Consider the following 18,195-nt stretch of genomic DNA (forward strand, 5'->3'; position numbering starts at 1 on the left):
GCGAAAGGAAGGGTGAACACTCATGGCAAGCATTCGTGAGTTGCGCTCGCGTATCCGATCGGTTCAGTCGACCAAGAAGATCACCAAGGCGCAGGAGTTGATCGCCACGTCGCGGATCACCAAGGCCCAGGCCCGGATCGCGGCTGCCCGTCCCTACTCGGAAGAGATGACCAAGGTCGTCTCGGAACTGGCGAGCAACGCCGCGACCCTCGACAACCCGATCCTGGTCGAGCGGGAGAACCCGAAACGCGCCGGGGTGCTCGTCGTCACCAGCGACAGCGGTCAGTGCGGCGGTTACAACTCGAACGTCCTGCGGGCGGCCAGGGAACTGATGGCACTTCTGCGCGACGAGGGCAAGGAACCCGTACTGTTCGTCACCGGTCGCAAGGGGATCGGATACTTCGGTTTCCGTGGCATCGACGTGGGCGACTCCTGGAGCGGGTTCTCCCAGTCGCCGGATTACGCAGATGCCGCCGAAGTAACCAACTTCCTGGTCGACCTGTTCAATGCGGGCTCGGGCGAAGAAGTCGGTCGGCCCGACGGTGAGAGCAGCCTCGAAGGTGTGGACGAGCTACACATCGTCTACACGAGGTTCGCGTCGATGCTCTCGCAGGTTCCCGAAGTTCGTCGGATGGCGCCGCTGGTGGTCACCGAGGGTTCCGCAGATGACGGTTCCGGGCCAGCGGGTGAGTCGCGGAACTACACCTTCGAACCCAGTGCCGAGACGCTGCTGGATTCGCTGCTGCCCAGGTACGTCGCCACCCGGATCTATGCGGCGTTCCTCGATTCGGCGGCCTCGGAACTCGGTGCGCGGCGTACGGCGATGAAGGCCGCGACCGACAACGCCGAAGACCTCGTGACGACGCTGTCGCGTGATGCCAACCAACTCCGTCAGGCGCAGATCACCCAGGAGATCAGCGAGATCGTGGGCGGCTCCAGTGCACTCGCGACCTAGCCGCCCGCCGGTGACATCTCTCCGCCCGGACACAAACTTTGAGAAGAGGAAGTGACCCAACCACCATGACCGCAGCAGTAGAAACCCCATCCTCGCAGTCGGCGGGGTCGGCCGATGGCCGGATCGTCCGCATCATCGGCCCCGTGGTCGACGTCGAGTTCCCCCGGGGCTCGATCCCAGAACTGTTCAACGCCCTACACGCCGAGGTGGCGCTGGAGTCGGTTGCCAAGACCCTGACCCTCGAGGTCGCCCAGCACCTCGGCGACAATCTGGTCCGCACCATCTCGATGCAGCCGACCGACGGTCTGGTCCGTGGCGCGCCGGTCTCCGACACCGGGTACTCGATCCGGGTGCCCGTCGGCGACGTCGTCAAGGGCCACGTGTTCAACGCCCTCGGTGACTGCCTCGACAGCCCCGGCCTCGGTCGGGACGGTGAGCAGTGGAGCATCCATCGCAAGCCGCCGCCCTTCGACGAGCTCGAGGGCAAGACGGAGATCCTCGAGACCGGTATCAAGGTCATCGACCTGCTGACCCCCTACGTCAAGGGCGGCAAGATCGGCCTGTTCGGCGGTGCCGGCGTCGGCAAGACGGTGCTCATCCAGGAGATGATCACCCGTATCGCCCGCGAGTTCTCCGGTACGTCGGTCTTCGCCGGCGTCGGTGAGCGCACCCGTGAGGGCACCGACCTCCACCTCGAGATGGAGGAGATGGGCGTCCTGCAGGACACCGCGTTGGTGTTCGGCCAGATGGATGAGCCGCCGGGCACGCGTATGCGCGTGGCTCTGTCTGCGCTGACGATGGCGGAATACTTCCGCGACGTCAAGCAGCAGGACGTGCTGCTGTTCATCGACAACATCTTCCGGTTCACCCAGGCCGGCTCGGAGGTGTCGACTCTGCTCGGGCGTATGCCGTCCGCGGTGGGCTACCAGCCGACGCTGGCCGACGAGATGGGTGTGCTGCAGGAGCGCATCACCTCGACCAAGGGACGCTCGATCACCTCGCTGCAGGCGATCTACGTCCCGGCCGACGACTACACCGACCCGGCGCCTGCGACCACGTTCGCGCACCTCGATGCGACGACCGAGCTCTCGCGTCCGATCTCTCAGCTGGGTATCTACCCGGCCGTCGATCCGCTGACGTCGACCTCGCGCATCCTGGAGGCCTCGATCGTCGGTGATGAGCACTTCCGCGTCGCCAACGAGGTCAAGCGCATCCTGCAGAAGTACAAGGAACTGCAGGACATCATCGCCATCCTCGGTATGGACGAGCTCTCCGAAGAGGACAAGGTGACCGTGCAGCGTGCACGTCGCATCCAGAAGTTCCTCGGCCAGAACTTCCTGGTCGCCGAGAAGTTCACCGGTCAGAAGGGTTCGGTCGTTCCGCTCGCGGACACGATCGAGGCGTTCGACCGTGTGTGCAAGGGCGAGTTCGACCACTACCCCGAGCAGGCGTTCAACAGCTGCGGTGGTCTCGACGACGTGGAGGCTGCTGCCGAGAAGATCGCCGGAAAGTAGCGAATTAACATGGCAGACAAGTCCTTTCACGTCGAGGTGGTCTCGGCGGACGCCGAACTCTACTCCGGTGAGGCGACCTTTGTGATCGCCCGCACCACCGTGGGTGAACTCGGTGTGATGGCCAATCATGAACCGCTGCTGGGCCAATTGGTTCCCGGCGGCTACGTGGTGATCGTCGAGGAGAACGGCGAGCGTAAGGCTGCCGCAATCGAGGGCGGATTCCTCTCGACGACCGGACAGTCGGTGACGATTCTCGCCGAATCCGCCGAGTGGGCCGACGGGGTCGACATCACCGCGGAGCGGTCGATTCTCGATTCCGCCGAGCCCGGCACCGACAAGTACAACCACGCGCAGGCGAGGTTGTCCGCGGCAGAGCAACTGGTCAAGTAAGTTCGCGGAGTCAATCCAGTGACGACACGACCGGCCACCCGAGGATGGGTGGCCGGTCGTGCTCGCGTATCGGATGGCATGCTGGGGGAGATCCCCGCGCGATCACAGCCACGTCGCCTATCGACGGCATCGCCGCGGTCGGGCCGTGCGCGAGGAGGTGCGACTGGTTGTCCCAGCTCGTCATCGCGCTGAGTGTGCTGCTCCTGATCGCGCTGTCTGTCTGTGTGCTGCTGACCTATCGCGTGGGTCAGTTACGGCGTGGGGGGACGCCTGTCCTGCTGCGGACGCTGCCCGGCGATGTCGATGAGGGCTGGCGGCACGGCACCGTGCACTACACCGACGAGACCCTGCGGTACTTCCGGTTGAGTTCGCTGCGCCCGGGGCCATCGCAAACGCTCCCGCGACGCGCGATTGAGATCACCGGACGGCGCCGGGCCGTCGGCAGCGAACGCGACATCCTCGAGGGCATGATCATCCTCGAGGTGCACCAATCCCTCGGATCCGGCGAGGGCAAGGATTTCGAGATCGCCTGGGACACCGGGGGAGTCACCGCATTCCAGTCGTGGCTCGAGTCGCGGCGTTCGGATCGGTCCCAGCGTCGACGCAGCGCCTGAGGGCACCAGCGGCCTATGGTGTCGGCGCTGAGGGCCGTTGCCGTCGGCCGCCGGGCAGCCAGGTGATGTCGCCATCACCGTGTGGGCTCCGGTTGGCCACCCGCGACAGGATGAACAGCAGATCCGAGAGCCGGTTCAGATAGCGCGCGGGGAGCACCGAAGTCGCCTCGGGGTCGGAATCGATTGCCGCCCACGCCGAGCGCTCGGCCCGGCGGGTCACCGTACGCGCCTGATGCAGCAATGCCGAGAGCGGACTCCCGCCCGGCAGGATGAACGAATCGAGCGGCGCCAGTCCGTCGCCGAAGGCGTCACACCAGTGTTCGAGTGCGTCGATGTAGTCGTGCTCGATGCGCAGCGGCGGATACTTCGGATTGTCGATCACCGGGGTCGACAGATCGGCGCCGGCATCGAAGAGGTCGTTCTGGACGGTGCGCAGCACCGCGGCGATTTCTTCGGGTACCGCACCTCCCAACGACAGTGCGATTCCGATCGCGGCGTTGGCCTCGTCGCAGTCGGCGTAGGCGACCACCCTCGGATCGGTTTTGGACACCCGCGAGAAGTCGCTGAGCCCGGTGCTCCCGTCGTCGCCGGTGCGCGTGTAGATGCGTGTCAGATGGACGGCCATACCTATCGAATGTAGTCGGTGAGTGCATGGGCGGGCAGCCCGCGACTGATGGGCGGGCAGCCCGCTGCCGGGTCACCGGACTGTGTTGCGGCGGCTGCGGGCCGACGGCGTCGGGAACGCTGCGCGGCGGCGGATAAGCTGTCTGGCGTGACTGATCGCTATCTGGTGACCGGCGGAGCCCGCCTGCGGGGTGAGGTCTCGGTGGGCGGCGCGAAGAACAGCGTCCTCAAGCTCATGGCTGCCGCGTTGCTCGCCGAGGGCACGACCACATTGACCAATTCACCGGAGATCGCCGACGTGCCGCTGATGGCCGACGTGCTGCGCGGCCTGGGTGCGGTCGTGACCATCGACGGCGACACCGTGGTGATCGACGCCCCGGCCGAACCGAAGTATCACGCCGACTTCGACGCGGTGAAACAGTTCCGCGCGTCGGTGTGTGTGCTCGGACCGCTGATGGCCCGATGCCGACGTGCCGTGGTCGCGCTTCCGGGTGGCGACGCGATCGGGTCGCGGCCCCTCGACATGCACCAGGCCGGGCTGCGGGCGCTGGGCGCGCACAGCTCCATCGAGCATGGCTGCGTGGTGGCCGAGGCGGATTCGCTGGTGGGCGCGCCAGTCGCGCTCGAGTTCCCCTCGGTGGGGGCCACCGAGAACATCTTGATGGCCGCGGTACTCGCCGACGGCCAGACCACGATCGACAACGCCGCACGTGAACCCGAGATCGTGGATCTGTGCGTCATGCTGGCGCAGATGGGTGCCCGGATCGAGGGCGCGGGTACGTCCACGCTGACGGTGACCGGTGTCGATCGTCTACACCCGACAACTCACCGCGTGATCGGCGATCGCATCGTCGGTGCGACGTGGGGGATCGCTGCCGCGATGACCCGGGGCGACGTGACGGTCCGGGGTGTTGCGCCCGCCCACCTGCAGCTGGTCCTGACCAAACTCGCCGACGCCGGTGCCCGGGTGGATACGTTGCCCGACGGATTCCGGGTGCGCCACGTGGGGCGACCGACCGCAGTCAACGTCTCGACGCTCCCGTTCCCCGGATTCCCGACCGACCTGCAGCCGATGGCGATCGGTCTGGCCACCATCTCCGAGGGGATGTCGGTGATCACCGAGAACGTCTTCGAGGCGAGGTTCCGGTTTGTCGAGGAGATGATCCGCCTCGGCGCCGACGCCCGGACGGACGGTCACCACGCAGTCGTCCGCGGTATCGATCATCTGTCCAGTGCACCCGTGTGGTGTTCCGATATCCGGGCGGGCGCCGGGCTGGTGCTGGCCGGGTTGGTGGCCGACGGGGTGACCGAGGTGCACGACATCGAGCACATCGATCGCGGCTACCCGCATTTCGAGGAGATCCTGACCCGCCTCGGGGGCGGCATCGAGCGGGTGCGCGGATGAACACCGATTCCGGGACCGGCGCCGGCCATCGGCAGTCCGATCCCGCCGGCGCGACTACAGGGCAGGTCGACGTGGCCGCGTGGGCAACCCGATTCGACCTGCTCTCGGATCCGCATCGGCTGGAGATCCTGCTGGTTCTCCACCGTCGGCCGGGCATCATCGTCGGTGATCTCGCGACCGAGGTGCGACGTACCGAAACCGCAGTGTCGCAAGCGTTGCGCGTACTGCGCCATCAAGGGTGGGTGACCTCGACCCGGTTGGGCCGCTCGGTGAGCTATCGGCTCGAGGACGAGACCGTCCACGAACTCCTGCACTGGATCGGCGCGGGCCACCTCGACACCTGACCGGGCGTCGACTCGCTGCGCCACCACCGGATGGCCGAACGGTGGTGTGCGGCCAGTGCGACACCTGACCGGACGGACAGTCTGAGCGCCTCAACATCTGAATAAGTGGACAGATATCGGGGCCGCCCCTAACGTTTTTCCTACCGCGTCGCGTATTCGCCGCCGGCGCCACGGGATTCGAAGGGACACCGGTCATGTCCACCACCACTGTCGCCATGCATATGAGCGATGGCATCATCAACGCACAGACATCGCTGTTGTTCGGGATCGTCGCCATCGTGGGTCTGGGATTGTCCGCGTGGCGGGCACGCACCGATCTCGACGAGAAGACGGTGCCGATGGCCGGTCTGGTCGCGGCGTTCATCTTCGCCGTGCAGATGGTCAATTTTCCGATCCTGCCCGGCGTCAGCGGACATCTGCTCGGCGGTGCGCTCGCCGCGATCCTCGTCGGCCCGTACACCGGAGCGCTGTGCATCGCCATCGTGCTGATCGTGCAGTGTTTGCTGTTCGCCGACGGCGGGATCACGGCGCTCGGCGCCAACATCACCAACATGGCCCTCATCTCGACCTTCGCCGGCTACGGGATCGCGGTGCTCGTGTTCCGACTGATCGGTTTCGGTAAACGAACAACCGATATGACCTCGCTCGGTCGTCTCGGTGTGGTCGCCTTCGTCTCGGCCCTGTGCGGCACCGTCTGCGCGGCGACGGGCTTCGTCGTCGAGTACGCCGTCGGCGGCGCGGCGACGACCTCGATCGGCACCGTCGCGGGCTACATGTGGGGCACCCATGTCCTGATCGGCATCGGCGAGGGATTGATCACCGCGGCGACCGTGGTGGCCGTCGCCCGCGCCCGTCCCGATCTGGTGTATCTGTTGCGGCGCAACACAACCGCCGTCGAGATGATCGGAGCCGACTCATGAGCGCCAGCGGATCGGACGAGGAGGGCGCAGGCACTCGGCGGCTCCCGCGGCGGCGTACGGTTCTCGTCGTCTTCGCCGTGGTGGCGCTGCTCATCGCCGGCGTGGTGTCCTACCTGGCCAGCTCGTCGCCGGACGGCCTCGACTCGGCGACCCGGCAGGGCTGCGGGGTGACCGACGTCAACGGGACCGAGCACCTCACGGGCACCTGCATCGCCCAGCACGCCACCGATCACGCGATGGCCTCATCACCCTTGGCGCACTACGCGTTCCGGGGGATCGGGTACACCAACGGGATCGCCGGGATCATCGGTGTCATCGTCACCCTCGTGATTGCGGGCGCACTGTTCTGGGTGATCGGCGGCCGCCGACGCGGAGGGTCCGCGAGGCCACCGGAACCGGGTGCCGCACCCACATCTCGGGGAGTCTGACGGTGGGAGCCGGTCACGCGCATCCGCTCTACCGTGTGGGGGCCTCCGGTGTGCACCGCGCGCCCGCGGAGGTGAAGATCGTCGCCCTGGTGGTCTTCGTCTTCGCGGTGGTCGCCACGCCCCGCGAGATGTTCTGGCCCTACCTGTGTTTCGCGGTCATCCTCGCCGCGGTCGGGGCGACCGCGCGAATTCCGTTGACGTGGATGGCGCCGCGGATGCTGATCGAGGCACCGTTCGTGATTCTCGCCGTGCTGCTGCCGTTCGCCGAAGGTGGTGAACGGGTCGAGGCGATGGGGCTCTCGTTGTCGGTGCCGGGCCTCTACGCGGGATGGGGCATCGTCATCAAGGGCTCGCTCGGCGTGGCGGCGTCGCTGACGTTCGCGGCCACCACACCCGCGCGTGAGCTGCCGGTTGCGCTGACCCGACTAGGGGTGCCCGCGACGATCACCCCCATCTTCGTGATGATGTTGCGGTACATGGACCTGTTGTCGGCCGAGATCCGGCGCATGCACATCGCCCGGGCCGCCCGCGGTGACTCGCCCCGGACGCTCCACCAGGCCGGTGCCATGGCCAAAGGCGTTGGGGCGCTGTTTCTCCGGACCTATGAGCGCGGAGAACGGGTCCACCTCGCCATGATGTCACGTGGCTTCACCGGGACCATCCCGGAAATGCCCGGTGTGGTGTCATCGGCACGCGCGAGCGCCGGCCAATGGCTGATGGTCACCACGCCGGGGCTGATCGCGGCGGTGGTGGCCGCCACCGCCTGGGGGCTGCGATGACGCCGGCCATCGAGATCAGCGGACTGCGCTACGCCTACCCGGACGGGCACCTGGCCGTCGACGGAATCGACCTCGTCATCGGGGCCGGGGAGCGCGTCGCGCTCCTCGGGCCCAACGGTGCAGGCAAGACGACACTGATGTTGCAGCTCAACGGAGTTCTCCTGCCGAGTGCCGGGGCGGTGACGATCCAGGGCGTGCGGGTGGGCAAGCCCACGCTGCGCGAGGTCCGCCGTCGCGTCGGGCTGGTGTTCCAGGACCCCGACGATCAGCTCTTCATGCCCACGTTGGCCGAAGATGTTGCGTTCGGGCCGGCCAACTTCGGTGTGCGCGACGAGGAACTCGCCGGTCGCGTCGATGCGGCCCTGGCCGCGGTATCGATGACCGAACATGCCCGCCGTAGCCCACATCACCTGTCCGGCGGGCAGCGCCGCCGCGGTGCCCTGGCGAGTGTATTGGCCTGCCACCCAGAGGTATTGGTGCTGGACGAACCGTCGGCAAACCTCGATCCGGTGGCGCGCCGAGAACTCGCCGACACCCTGCTGGGTCTGCGTACGACGATGCTTGTCGTCACCCATGACCTGCTCTACGCCGCGCAATTGTGTGACCGCGCAATCGTCCTCGACGCCGGCCGTGTGGTCGCCGACGGAGCCGTCGACGACATCCTGGCGGACCCGGCGCTCCTCGCGGCACATCGGCTCGAGTTGCCCTGGGGATTCGACATCGAGTCGATCCGACGGGCCCGCCGAAGCCGCGATGACCACGAGAGATCAGGGGCCCGAGCCGATTCCACGCCCTGACCGGATGCCCGGGGCCCACCCTGGTCGTCCGGTCAGGGGAGGTCCTGACCTTCGGTGGGCACTCGGAGCGCCACGGGACGGTTTGCTGCTCGGGCCCTCCTGTACCCCGGTGTGACGCGCGTAACGTCGCCGACGTTCAAGGCGGTGGCACGCGGTGTGCGCCGGACCAAGGAGGTCAGTCAGAATGCAAGTTGATGAACTACTGAAGCCGTTCCCCATCAAGGAGTTTCATCCGTTCCCCCGCGCGATGATGGGTCCCGGCGCGCACGAGATGATCGGGCCCGAGGCCCTCAAGCTCGGATTCCAGAAGACCCTCGTGATGACCACCGGTCTGCGAGGCAGCGACACCGTCCACAAGATCGTCGAGTCGTGCAAATATCACGGCCTCGAGGTCGTCCTCTACGACCAGGTGGAGTCCAACCCCAAGGACTACAACGTCATGGACGCGGTCTCGCTGTACAACTCGGAGAAGTGCGACTCCTTCATCTCCATCGGCGGCGGCTCGGCCCACGACGCCTGTAAGGGTGCGCGTATCTCGGTGGCCCACGACGGCCGCAACGTCAACGAGTTCGAGGGATTCAACAAGAGCGAGAACCCCAAGAATCCGCCGCACATTGCCGTCTCCACCACCGCCGGCACCGGGTCGGAGACCTCATGGGCCTACGTGATCACCGACACCACAACCGATCCCGACAAGCCTCACAAGTACGTCGCCTTCGATGACGCGGCCGTGACGACGCTGGCGATCGACGACCCGGTGCTCTACTACGACTGCCCGGTGGCGTTCACCGCGCAATGCGGATTCGACGTCCTCGCGCACGCCTCCGAGCCGTACGTGTCGCGGCTGAATTTCCCGCCGTCGATGGGCAATGCGCTGCACGCGGTGCGGATGACGGCCCGGCACCTGCGTGAGGCGACCTGGAATCCCACCGAGCTCGCCGGCCGCGAGGGCATGATGTACGCGCAGTACATCGCCGCGCAGGCGTTCAACTCCGGTGGGCTGGGCATCATCCACTCCATCAGCCACGCGGTGTCGGCGTTCTTCGACACCCATCACGGCCTCAACAACGCAATCGCGCTTCCGCGGGTGTGGGCGTTCAACATGCCGGTGATGTACGAGCGTTTCGCCGACATGGCCGATGCGATGGGTGTCGACACCCACGGCATGACCAAGGTGCAGGCCGCCGACGCCGCGCTCGAGGCGTCGATCCGGCTGTTGCGTGATGTGGGCATCGTCGAGCGCTTCGCCGACATCAGGCAGGACTCCTATCCGAAGAACCGGCTCGGCGCGGGCCCGACGAAGTATTACGAGAACCGCAAGGAGATCACCACCGACGCCGCGACCATCGACGCGATCACCAATCACGTTCTCGGGGACGCGTGTACGCCCGGCAACCCCAAGGAGTGCACCTTCGAGACCGTCCGGCCCGTCGTCGAGCACAGCTTCAACGGCGACCTGGACGAGCTGCTGCCGTAGGACGCACCGGCAAGAGACCGATGTGCGGGGCGCGCGCCCCCCACCGCGCCCCGCATATCCGCGGTCACGCCGATGGTCACCGGCGCCCCGTCTGGACGACCATCGGCGTGACCCACCCACTGATCAGCGTCCGCACACCATCCGAACCAGGAGAAACCGATGCCCACCTGCACCGCGACCACTGATGACGAGACCGGCTCGGCAACCGGCGAAACCGCTGTGCCCGACAGTGTCCCGGCTGCCGGATTCCGCGACGTCGACGACGTGGTCACGCGGTTCGCCGACGCCGGATACCTCGCCGATCAGCGACTGGCCACCACGGTCTTTCTCCAGAACCGGCTCGGCAAGCCGGTGCTGCTGGAAGGGCCTGCGGGGGTGGGCAAGACCCAGCTCGCCAAGACCCTTGCGGAGGTGACCGGACGAGACCTGTTGCGGCTGCAGTGTTATGAGGGACAGGACGAGACGACCGCACTGTACGAATGGGACTATGGCAAACAGCTGCTCTATACCCAGGTGTTGCGCGAGAAGATCTCTCAGGTCGTCGCCGACGCCGATACCCTCGCCGAGGCGGTCGACCGGATCGGTGCCGAGGAGAGCGTGTTCTTCTCCGAACGGTTCCTCTCCTCTCGTCCGCTGCTCGAGGCGGTCCGCAGCGAACGGCCGGTGGTCCTGTTGATCGACGAGGTCGACCGGGCCGACGAGGCACTCGAGGCGGTACTGCTGGAATTGCTCGCCGAATATCAGGTGTCGGTGCCCGAGATCGGGACGTTCGTCGCCAAGCATCAGCCGATGATCGTGTTGACGTCCAACAACACCCGGGACCTGTCGGCGGCACTGAAGCGCCGATGTCTGCATCTTTCGCTCGACTATCCGGACGCGACAAGGGAATTGGAGATCATCAAGTCCAAGGACACCGGCCTCGCCGAGACGCTGGCCGCCAAGCTGGTCGAGATCGTACGGGGGCTGCGCGAACTCGATCTGCGCAAGGCGCCCAGCATCTCCGAGGCCATCGACTGGGCCCGGACACTCGCCGTGCTCGGCGCCGACGAACTGTCGGCCGAGATCCTCGGTCAGACCGCCAACGTGGTCGTCAAATACGAACGCGACCTCACCCGCGCGCTCGACGCCCTGCCACGCCTGGTCGACCCCAACGCGCAGGTTCCCGATCATCTCCATTCGCACGACCACGCGCACGGCCATTCCCATGGGCACGGCCACACGCACGAACACGACCACGCGCATGAGCAGGATGCGCCGGTCGGTTCTGCCGATGATCGGCACAGCGGTGCGGCCAAACGGGCGGAGAAGGACATGCCGGGCCGGCACGGCGAGGAGTACTACGGCGCACCGGGGGCCAGGAGCGACGCCGGCACCCGGCCCATCAGTGCCTCGCAGGGCAGCCGCTCCTTCGGCAACGACCCGGGCCGATCGCGGTCGGGCTCCGGCCCGCGCCGTAAGCGTCCGTTCTAGGGGCCCGTCATGGAAGGAGCGGTCCACAGATTCGTGCGGTTGCTGCGCCTGCATGGTGTACGCATCGGTGTCTCGGAGGCGATGGACGCGATGGCGGCGGTCGGGACCGCCGAGATCCTTGCCGATCGGCAGCTCATGCGTTCGGCGCTGGCCGCCTGTCTGGTCAAGGATCGCCGCGACGAGCAGACCTTCGACGAGGTCTTCGACAAGTTCTTCTCGCTGCGACCGGTACTGGAAGCTGCCGACGCGCACGGCCATTCGCATACCCATGACGATCTCGCCGACACCGGCGACCTTCAGGAGTACACCCTGTCCGACGAGGTGGGCGACACCCCACAGCAAGGACACAGCCACGGGCCGCCGTCGAATATCCGCGACTTCTTCGACCCGGAGGATCTCGCCGAGCAGTACAACCTGCACCAGGAGGCCAACAAGCTCGACCTGGCCTCGCTCACCGACGAGATCGTGCTGTCGGCCGATTCGGTACCCAATTCCGAGCAGGCCGCCCGGGTACAGCTGACGGTGTCGCGATTACACAATCCGGGACGTCCGGGGGAGTTGGTGACCGGGAATCCGACGCAGCTCGACGCCGAACTCTCGGTGGCCCAGGAGATGGCGTTGCTGGATTGGCTCGACGATGCCGGCGGCCTGTCGGGTCCGCAACCGGACGCCGAGGAGATCGCGCGGCTCCGCAACGCCCTGGCGGGATTGCTCGACGGGTTGCCGGAGAAGCTGCGCGATCACCTCGAGCAGCTCATGGCCACCGACCACGAGATCGAGGAGCGCGAGGTGGCGGCGCAGGCCCGCGAGGCCATCGGTGAACACGAACGTGCCGGTCTCGAGGAATCGATCCGCCGGCTGATCCGCTCGCTGCATGGGGCGCCCCGGGCACGTCGCAAGCGCGCCGCCCGAGGCACCGTCGATGCGGCCCGGACGATGCGCGCCAATCTGCGGTTCGACGGAGTGCCGTTCCGGCCGATCACGGTCGCCAAGGTCGAGGATCGCCCATCATTGCTGATCCTCGCCGACGTGTCGCTGTCGGTGCGCAGCGCCGCCCGGTTCACGCTGCAATTGGTGCATGGGCTGCAGAGCATGGTGGCCCATGTCCGGTCGTTCGCATTCGTCGCCGATCTGGTCGAGATCACCGACCTGTTCGCCGAGCACCCGGCCGAGGAGGCCTTGTCGCTGGTGGTCTCAGGATTGCCCGCGGGCGGGGTCCTCGATACCGATGCCGATTCCGACTACGGGTCGGCGCTGCAGAGCTTCCTCGACGAGTTCGGCGGGGCGATCACGCGCCGGACCACCGTGATCGTCCTCGGCGACGGCCGCAACAACGGCCGTGAACCGAATCTGGCGGCGTTCGAGGAGATCACCCGGCGAGCACGGGAGACCATCTGGATCACCCCCGAGCCCAGTTACTCATGGGGTCTGGGTGCCTGTGATCTGCCTGCATACGCGACGCTGTGCGATCGAGTCCACGTCGTTCACGACCTGGCCGCTCTCGAGCAGGTCTCGGTCAGTGCATACGGTGCCTGAGCGGTGTCCGGCCGCGTAGGATCGGCGCAACGATCCAGGTGTGACGAGGTGGGTGATCGGGTGATGTACGCCGATACCGACGCGGCGCCGGCTGAGATGCCGCCGAGCGGGTTCGCAGACCGCCGCGGTCGGCCCGCGCGGATTCCGGTCGTGAAGTTCCACACCCCCGAGATCATCATCGGGCCCGGCTCGCTGAACGAGATCCCCACCGCAGCTGCGGGTTTGGGATTGCGCCGGCTGATGATCGTCTCCGATCGGAATCTGGTGGCCACCCCGTGGTATCCGCGACTGGTGCAAGGCTTGCGCGCCGCAGACCTCACGGTGGCGTCGTACAGCGAGGTCTCGGAGAACCCGCGGGCGCACCAGATCGCGGCGGGATTCGAGCATTATGAACAGACCCGGTCGGACGGAATCATCGCACTGGGCGGCGGATCGGTGATCGATGCCGCCAAGGGGGTTGCCATCCTGGCCGCCAACGGCGGGCACATCCTGTCCTACGAGGGCATCGATCGCGCTCGAATGCCCTTGCCGCCCTTGGTTGCCGCGCCGACCACGGCCGGCAGCGGCTCGGACGTCTCGCAATTCTGCATCGTCAACGACGTGGACCGGATGACAAAGGTGACGATCATCGGCCGGGGGCTCGTACCCGACGTGTCGGTGATCGACCCACACGTCATGGCCACGTTGCCCGCCGAGGTCGCCGCGCAATCCGGGATGGACGCCGTCACCCATTGCGTCGAGGCATACGCATCGTTGGCGCACACCAGACTCACCGATCGATCCGCGCTGAGCGCGATCGCCACCGCTTGGCGATCGATCGAGCGATTCGTCGACGACCCCGGTGATCAGGCTGCCGGACTCGACATGGCCTATGCCGCGCTGGAAGCCGGGATGGCGTTCACCAACGCGATCCTGGGTGCCACGCACGCGATGAGCCACCCGGTCGGCGGCCTGTGCGACGCTCCGCACGGCGCGATCAACTCGGTGCTGTTGCCCCATGTCATCCGGTTCAACGCCGAGCGGGATCCGGCGCCGTTCGTCGACCTCGCGGAGTCCGTCGGCATCCCGGTGTCGTCGTCGGCACACGTGACCGCCGATCGATTCGCCGATGCGGTACACCGACTTGCGGGGCGGGTCGGGATGCCGGGACGCCTCGCGCAGGTCGGCGTCGGTGACGCGGACGTCGACGCGCTGACCGCGAATGCGCTTCTCGACGCCTGTATGCGGACCAACCCGCGTGCGCCGAGCGCCGCCGAGGTCGCCGGCCTCTATCGCGAGGCGCTATGAGTGCTCCCGGTGACGTTCCGGAAGACGATGGCACCTCGTTGTCACCGAGCCCCTCGCCCTACCCGGATTTCGACTCACTGATCGGCCTGCATTCGGTCAAGGGTTCGCACTATGCGCAGTACCGGGGGGTGGAGAAGCGTCTGGCACGCGTGGTCGGCGCCCTGGACCGGATCTCGCGTGCGCTGGTGCAGACCGCGGAAGGACCCGAAACGCTCGTGCTCTCGGTCGTGCGCGCCGTCGCCGAACATCTGGACGCCGAGTGGGTGGTCTTTGCACTCTGCGACGGTGAACTCGATCGCACCGGCCCGCGACACCTGATGATGGCCGGTGACGGCACCACCTACGCATTCGAGGGTGTGCAGATGGCGCGGATTCCCAGTCACCTGCCCGACGAGGTGTTGAACTGGCTCAACGACATCCTGCGCAATCAGCTCGGCGAACTCATCCGGCCGGTCGTCGAGGAACATCGCCTGCACGTCCCGCTGCACCTGGACGGCCGGGTCGTCGGGGGACTGTCGGCGTGGACACGGCCCCGGCACGTCGTCGACTCGGCGGATCTGGTCGTGATGCGCATCCTGGCGCGGCAGGCGGTGGTGGCGTTGCTCAACGCGGCGTTGCTGGAGGAAAGCCGTCATCAGCTCGCTCGCGCCGAGGGCGCCTATGCCAAAGCGCGGGAACAGGCCGCAGATCTGGCGGTACAGAATGTCGAATTGCAACGCACGCAACGTGAACTGTCGGCGGTCATGCGGCAGCGTCTGGTTACCGAAGAACGCGAGCGCATCGCCCGCGAACTCCATGATTCGGTGACGCAGTCGGTGCTGTCGGCGGGCGTGCAGATCGAGGTCTGCCGCATGGAATGCGACGCCCAGACCGCCGAGCGACTCGAGGTCGCGGGCACCCTGACGCGTAACGCCGTCGAGCAGCTGCGATCGGTGATCTACGCATTGAATCAGTCGCCGTCGGTCGAGGGCTCCGGTCTGGCCGAGGTCATCGACGAGCTGTGTTCGATGCACATGCCGGCGGAGGTGCGGGTGATCGGCCGCCCGCGCGATCTGCCCGACGACGTGCAGCACGCGATCCTGCGCATCGCGGGGGAGGCGCTGTTCAACACCGTGGTGCACGCGGAGGCGACGACGGCACGGGTGGTGCTCACCTATGGCGATCACGACGTGTCCCTGACCGTCGACGACAACGGCGTGGGGGACCCGGCCCACATGCGCCGCGTGATGCGCGCGGCGACGCTGGGCGACCTGGCCGGCCGGCACCGCGGACTGGCGAACATGTCCGCTCGCGCCCGCGACCTCGGCGGCGAGTTCCGCATCCGCCGATCCCGGATGGGTGGCGTCCGCGTCGGGGTCCAGATCCCGGTCGGCGCCGTCGTCGATCGCATGAACGTGAGTCCCGTTGCCTGCGTGGACCCGCGAACGCAACAGGAGGTCACCAGATGAACGACTCGGACACCGCGATCGGGGTGATCCGCACCATGCTGGTCGACGACCATGCGTTACTTCGTGCCGGGATACGGTCGCTGCTGGAGCGTGAAGACACGATTGGGGTTGTCGGCGAAGCGGATTCGTTCGATCGCGCACTCGTCGAAGTGGAACGTACGCAACCCGACGTGGTCGTCGTCGACCTCAAGTTGACGGCCGGTACCGAGTACGAAGGGCTGCGGCTGATCACCGAGATCGCAGCCCGCCACCCCGAGGTGGCGAGTCTGGTGTTGACCACCTTCCTCGACGACGACCTGGTGGTCCGTGCGGTGAAGGCAGGGGCACGCGGGTACGTCGTGAAGGACGTCGACACCACCGAACTCGTGCGTGCGATCCAGTCGGTGTCGGGCGGCGGCAGTGCCTTCGATCCGCGCAGCGCGGCCATCGTCCTGCGCACGGTGTCCGGTGACGGCGCCAGCTCGGCGACGCTGACCGAGCGGGAACGAGAAGTATTGCGGCTGTTGGCCGATGGAATGAGCAACAAGCGGATCGGGTTGACGTTGTTCATCTCTGAATCGACGGTGAAGTTCCACATCCGCAACATCATCCGCAAGCTCGGCGTCACCAAGCGCACCGATGCGGTGTACATCGCGAGCAAGCGTGGGCTGATCTGACCGGTCGTCGCGGCAGCGTCGGTTTCGGACGCCCGTTCCGCTCGGCGCGGATGGTCAGCTCGGCGGACCTGGGGTCAGGATGAGCCAGCCGCCACGGTCGGTGAAGATCTCGGCTCCGGCATGATCTACCTCCTCCGACCATCGCTGCAGGTCGAGAGCGTCCAGTGTGACGCGATGGCCGAAGTGTTCGCTCGGATGTTCCTCGTAGGGAACGGCGATCACCACTGCGCGCCGTGCCACCCGCAACGCTTCGGTGATCGCTGTCCGGGCCTGCTCGGCACCGAGGTGCTCGAGAAGGTGGATCAGGGTCACGGTGTCGACCGAATCGTCCACGAACCGCAGTGCGGTCGCATCACCGACGACGGCACGTAGGGGGGTGTCGCGGCGATCGGCTGCCGCGGTGAGCAAGTCGATGGCGCCTGCCGAGATGTCGCAGGCAGACACCGTCAGTCCGGTCTCGGCGCACTGCAGCGCGAACAGACCGAAGCAACACCCCACCTCCAGCACGCTCGAACCGCTGATCAGCGACCGGGCGCGTCGATGTACCGGGGCGAACGACGCCGTGCCATCCCGCAACGAGCGCAGTGAGTTGTCGTAGAACGCAGCCCAGGCGTCGCCGCTGCGAGCGCTGGAGGATCGGATCAGTCCGACCGCGGCTTCTTCGAACTCCCACTGTCCGTGCAAGACATCTGCGCCGATGAGCTCGTCGAGTGCGGCAACCATGACGTCATCGCAGATCTCGGCGGTCGTGAAGGTGTGGACCAGCTCGAGCGATTCCGATTCCGCAGCGTCCCGACGCAGGCCATCGTGGTGCGACCAGGCCATCCGGCCGAGGTGGTGCATGGCCGCCGGCAGAATCTCCGACCGCCGGACCGAGATCCGGCGACCGGTCGCCGGCCCGGCACTGCACGTTCGGGCACTCGCCAGACCGGCAACCCCAGGGCCCGGACCCGTTGTCAGGGAATTCGTCGTCACGCTCACGACGAAAACGCTATGACCCGCGCGTTCGAACCGTAACTGACCGAGCGGGCGTACATGCTGACCGTTCGGAGAGGGTGAAATTCGGAGAGGGCAAAGTTCGGAGAGTGCGAGGTGCACGTGGCTCAGATCACAACACCCGACTCGGATCAGAAACGGTCGGCGACGGCCGGACCGCGCCGCGTGACATGTGCATTGAGCTGCAGAGATCGTTGCCGGAGCGAGTTCTGACCAGGCGATTTGATTCGTCACGGGTCGGTGCGTAACTTAATCCGAGTCAGCGCGCCGCGGCGCCGCCCCGGAGGGCTTCGAGAGAAGTTCGGCGGGGAGAGGAAACCGGGCAGACGCAGACCGACCCCGAGAAATCGAACCATGCGCAGTGATGTGTACGGGATGTTGATCGGGGAGCCGGGTTCCGGAGGCTCGCAGCCGCAGGGTTGCGGATGCCACGGGGATCTGGCACACTGGACGAGTTGCCCTTGATCGGGTGACGGAATCCGAAACAGAACAAGCTCGCCGAAGTTCGCTCCTGTGTGGGGTGGTGTTGGTGGGTGTGTGTTCGTTGAGAACTCG

At 66.7% G+C, this 18,195-nt stretch carries 18 protein-coding genes; 16 read left to right on the forward strand and 2 right to left on the reverse strand.

Annotation, left to right across the window (positions count from 1 at the left end; genetic code table 11):
* The first annotated feature begins 22 nt into the window (after window positions 1-22).
* From ACLQ3C_RS13335 to ACLQ3C_RS13350, 4 genes are all read left to right on the forward strand, one after another.
* Window positions 23-955: a F0F1 ATP synthase subunit gamma gene (locus ACLQ3C_RS13335; protein WP_425705544.1), complete on the forward strand. Its 933-nt coding sequence runs from the start codon at window positions 23-25 to the stop codon at window positions 953-955.
* 65 nt (window positions 956-1,020) lie between these two features.
* A complete protein-coding gene (gene atpD, locus ACLQ3C_RS13340; RefSeq protein ID WP_425705545.1) occupies window positions 1,021-2,469 on the forward strand; it encodes a F0F1 ATP synthase subunit beta in 1,449 nt (482 codons plus the stop codon).
* Window positions 2,470-2,478: 9 nt separating this feature from the next.
* Window positions 2,479-2,859, forward strand: coding sequence for a F0F1 ATP synthase subunit epsilon (locus ACLQ3C_RS13345; RefSeq protein ID WP_425705546.1), 381 nt, complete (start codon window positions 2,479-2,481; stop codon window positions 2,857-2,859).
* 167 nt (window positions 2,860-3,026) lie between these two features.
* On the forward strand, window positions 3,027-3,473 hold the full coding sequence (locus tag ACLQ3C_RS13350; RefSeq protein ID WP_425705547.1) for a DUF2550 domain-containing protein: 447 nt from the start codon (window positions 3,027-3,029) through the stop codon (window positions 3,471-3,473).
* Between the two features lie 13 nt (window positions 3,474-3,486).
* Here ACLQ3C_RS13350 and ACLQ3C_RS13355 read toward each other — a convergent pair whose 3' ends face one another.
* Entirely contained in the window at window positions 3,487-4,098 is a 612-nt protein-coding gene (locus tag ACLQ3C_RS13355) for a cob(I)yrinic acid a,c-diamide adenosyltransferase (RefSeq protein ID WP_425705548.1), read from the reverse strand.
* Between the two features lie 147 nt (window positions 4,099-4,245).
* Between ACLQ3C_RS13355 and murA the strand changes: the two genes are divergently transcribed.
* The 12 genes from murA to ACLQ3C_RS13415 all read left to right on the forward strand — a co-directional run bounded on the left by murA (window position 4,246) and on the right by ACLQ3C_RS13415 (window position 16,644).
* Entirely contained in the window at window positions 4,246-5,502 is a 1,257-nt protein-coding gene (gene murA / locus ACLQ3C_RS13360; protein ID WP_425705549.1) for a UDP-N-acetylglucosamine 1-carboxyvinyltransferase, read from the forward strand.
* Complete coding sequence (locus ACLQ3C_RS13365; protein ID WP_425705550.1) at window positions 5,499-5,846, forward strand: ArsR/SmtB family transcription factor; 348 nt, start codon at window positions 5,499-5,501, stop codon at window positions 5,844-5,846. The genes murA and ACLQ3C_RS13365 overlap by 4 nt, the downstream gene beginning before the upstream one ends.
* 194 nt (window positions 5,847-6,040) lie before the next feature.
* Window positions 6,041-6,766 carry an energy-coupling factor ABC transporter permease gene (locus tag ACLQ3C_RS13370; RefSeq protein WP_425705551.1) on the forward strand — a complete coding sequence of 242 codons (726 nt, stop codon included), beginning with the start codon at window positions 6,041-6,043 and terminating at the stop codon, window positions 6,764-6,766.
* Window positions 6,763-7,194, forward strand: a complete 432-nt coding sequence (locus ACLQ3C_RS13375) for a PDGLE domain-containing protein (RefSeq protein ID WP_425705552.1) — start codon at window positions 6,763-6,765, stop codon at window positions 7,192-7,194. The genes ACLQ3C_RS13370 and ACLQ3C_RS13375 overlap by 4 nt, the downstream gene beginning before the upstream one ends.
* A 2-nt stretch (window positions 7,195-7,196) precedes the next feature.
* Window positions 7,197-7,973, forward strand: coding sequence for a cobalt ECF transporter T component CbiQ (gene cbiQ, locus ACLQ3C_RS13380; RefSeq protein WP_425705553.1), 777 nt, complete (start codon window positions 7,197-7,199; stop codon window positions 7,971-7,973).
* Window positions 7,970-8,770 carry an energy-coupling factor ABC transporter ATP-binding protein gene (locus tag ACLQ3C_RS13385; protein WP_425705554.1) on the forward strand — a complete coding sequence of 267 codons (801 nt, stop codon included), beginning with the start codon at window positions 7,970-7,972 and terminating at the stop codon, window positions 8,768-8,770. Before cbiQ ends, ACLQ3C_RS13385 begins: the two co-directional genes overlap by 4 nt.
* A gap of 184 nt (window positions 8,771-8,954) precedes the next feature.
* Window positions 8,955-10,247 carry an NDMA-dependent methanol dehydrogenase gene (gene mdo / locus ACLQ3C_RS13390; protein WP_425705555.1) on the forward strand — a complete coding sequence of 431 codons (1,293 nt, stop codon included), beginning with the start codon at window positions 8,955-8,957 and terminating at the stop codon, window positions 10,245-10,247.
* A 159-nt stretch (window positions 10,248-10,406) separates the two neighbouring features.
* Window positions 10,407-11,717 carry an AAA family ATPase gene (locus ACLQ3C_RS13395; protein WP_425705556.1) on the forward strand — a complete coding sequence of 437 codons (1,311 nt, stop codon included), beginning with the start codon at window positions 10,407-10,409 and terminating at the stop codon, window positions 11,715-11,717.
* A gap of 9 nt (window positions 11,718-11,726) precedes the next feature.
* On the forward strand, window positions 11,727-13,253 hold the full coding sequence (locus tag ACLQ3C_RS13400) for a VWA domain-containing protein (RefSeq protein WP_425705557.1): 1,527 nt from the start codon (window positions 11,727-11,729) through the stop codon (window positions 13,251-13,253).
* 63 nt (window positions 13,254-13,316) lie between these two features.
* Window positions 13,317-14,540 (forward strand): iron-containing alcohol dehydrogenase, encoded by a 1,224-nt coding sequence (locus ACLQ3C_RS13405; protein WP_425705568.1) that lies wholly within the window; start codon window positions 13,317-13,319, stop codon window positions 14,538-14,540.
* Entirely contained in the window at window positions 14,537-15,988 is a 1,452-nt protein-coding gene (locus ACLQ3C_RS13410) for a MadS family sensor histidine kinase (protein ID WP_425705558.1), read from the forward strand. The genes ACLQ3C_RS13405 and ACLQ3C_RS13410 overlap by 4 nt, the downstream gene beginning before the upstream one ends.
* Window positions 15,985-16,644, forward strand: coding sequence for a MadR family response regulator transcription factor (locus tag ACLQ3C_RS13415; protein WP_425705559.1), 660 nt, complete (start codon window positions 15,985-15,987; stop codon window positions 16,642-16,644). Before ACLQ3C_RS13410 ends, ACLQ3C_RS13415 begins: the two co-directional genes overlap by 4 nt.
* 54 nt (window positions 16,645-16,698) lie before the next feature.
* Here the strand turns inward: ACLQ3C_RS13415 and mftM are convergent, their stop codons facing one another.
* The gene (gene mftM / locus ACLQ3C_RS13420) at window positions 16,699-17,625 is read right to left on the reverse strand and encodes a mycofactocin oligosaccharide methyltransferase MftM (RefSeq protein ID WP_425705560.1); all 927 of its coding nucleotides are present in this window, start codon (window positions 17,623-17,625) and stop codon (window positions 16,699-16,701) included.
* Window positions 17,626-18,195 lie beyond the last annotated feature (570 nt).

Source organism: Gordonia sp. DT30, from assembly GCF_049844915.1.
Lineage (GTDB): Bacteria > Actinomycetota > Actinomycetes > Mycobacteriales > Mycobacteriaceae > Gordonia.

Coding starts and splice junctions, on each gene's coding strand:
- ACLQ3C_RS13335 (WP_425705544.1), top strand. CDS start 23: ATGGCAAGCATTCGTGAGTTGCGCTCGCGTATCCGATCGGTTCAGTCG.
- atpD (WP_425705545.1), top strand. CDS start 1,021: ATGACCGCAGCAGTAGAAACCCCATCCTCGCAGTCGGCGGGGTCGGCC.
- ACLQ3C_RS13345 (WP_425705546.1), top strand. CDS start 2,479: ATGGCAGACAAGTCCTTTCACGTCGAGGTGGTCTCGGCGGACGCCGAA.
- ACLQ3C_RS13355 (WP_425705548.1), bottom strand. CDS start 4,098: ATGGCCGTCCATCTGACACGCATCTACACGCGCACCGGCGACGACGGG.
- ACLQ3C_RS13365 (WP_425705550.1), top strand. CDS start 5,499: ATGAACACCGATTCCGGGACCGGCGCCGGCCATCGGCAGTCCGATCCC.
- ACLQ3C_RS13370 (WP_425705551.1), top strand. CDS start 6,041: ATGTCCACCACCACTGTCGCCATGCATATGAGCGATGGCATCATCAAC.
- ACLQ3C_RS13375 (WP_425705552.1), top strand. CDS start 6,763: ATGAGCGCCAGCGGATCGGACGAGGAGGGCGCAGGCACTCGGCGGCTC.
- ACLQ3C_RS13385 (WP_425705554.1), top strand. CDS start 7,970: ATGACGCCGGCCATCGAGATCAGCGGACTGCGCTACGCCTACCCGGAC.
- mdo (WP_425705555.1), top strand. CDS start 8,955: ATGCAAGTTGATGAACTACTGAAGCCGTTCCCCATCAAGGAGTTTCAT.
- ACLQ3C_RS13395 (WP_425705556.1), top strand. CDS start 10,407: ATGCCCACCTGCACCGCGACCACTGATGACGAGACCGGCTCGGCAACC.
- ACLQ3C_RS13400 (WP_425705557.1), top strand. CDS start 11,727: ATGGAAGGAGCGGTCCACAGATTCGTGCGGTTGCTGCGCCTGCATGGT.
- ACLQ3C_RS13405 (WP_425705568.1), top strand. CDS start 13,317: ATGTACGCCGATACCGACGCGGCGCCGGCTGAGATGCCGCCGAGCGGG.
- ACLQ3C_RS13410 (WP_425705558.1), top strand. CDS start 14,537: ATGAGTGCTCCCGGTGACGTTCCGGAAGACGATGGCACCTCGTTGTCA.
- ACLQ3C_RS13415 (WP_425705559.1), top strand. CDS start 15,985: ATGAACGACTCGGACACCGCGATCGGGGTGATCCGCACCATGCTGGTC.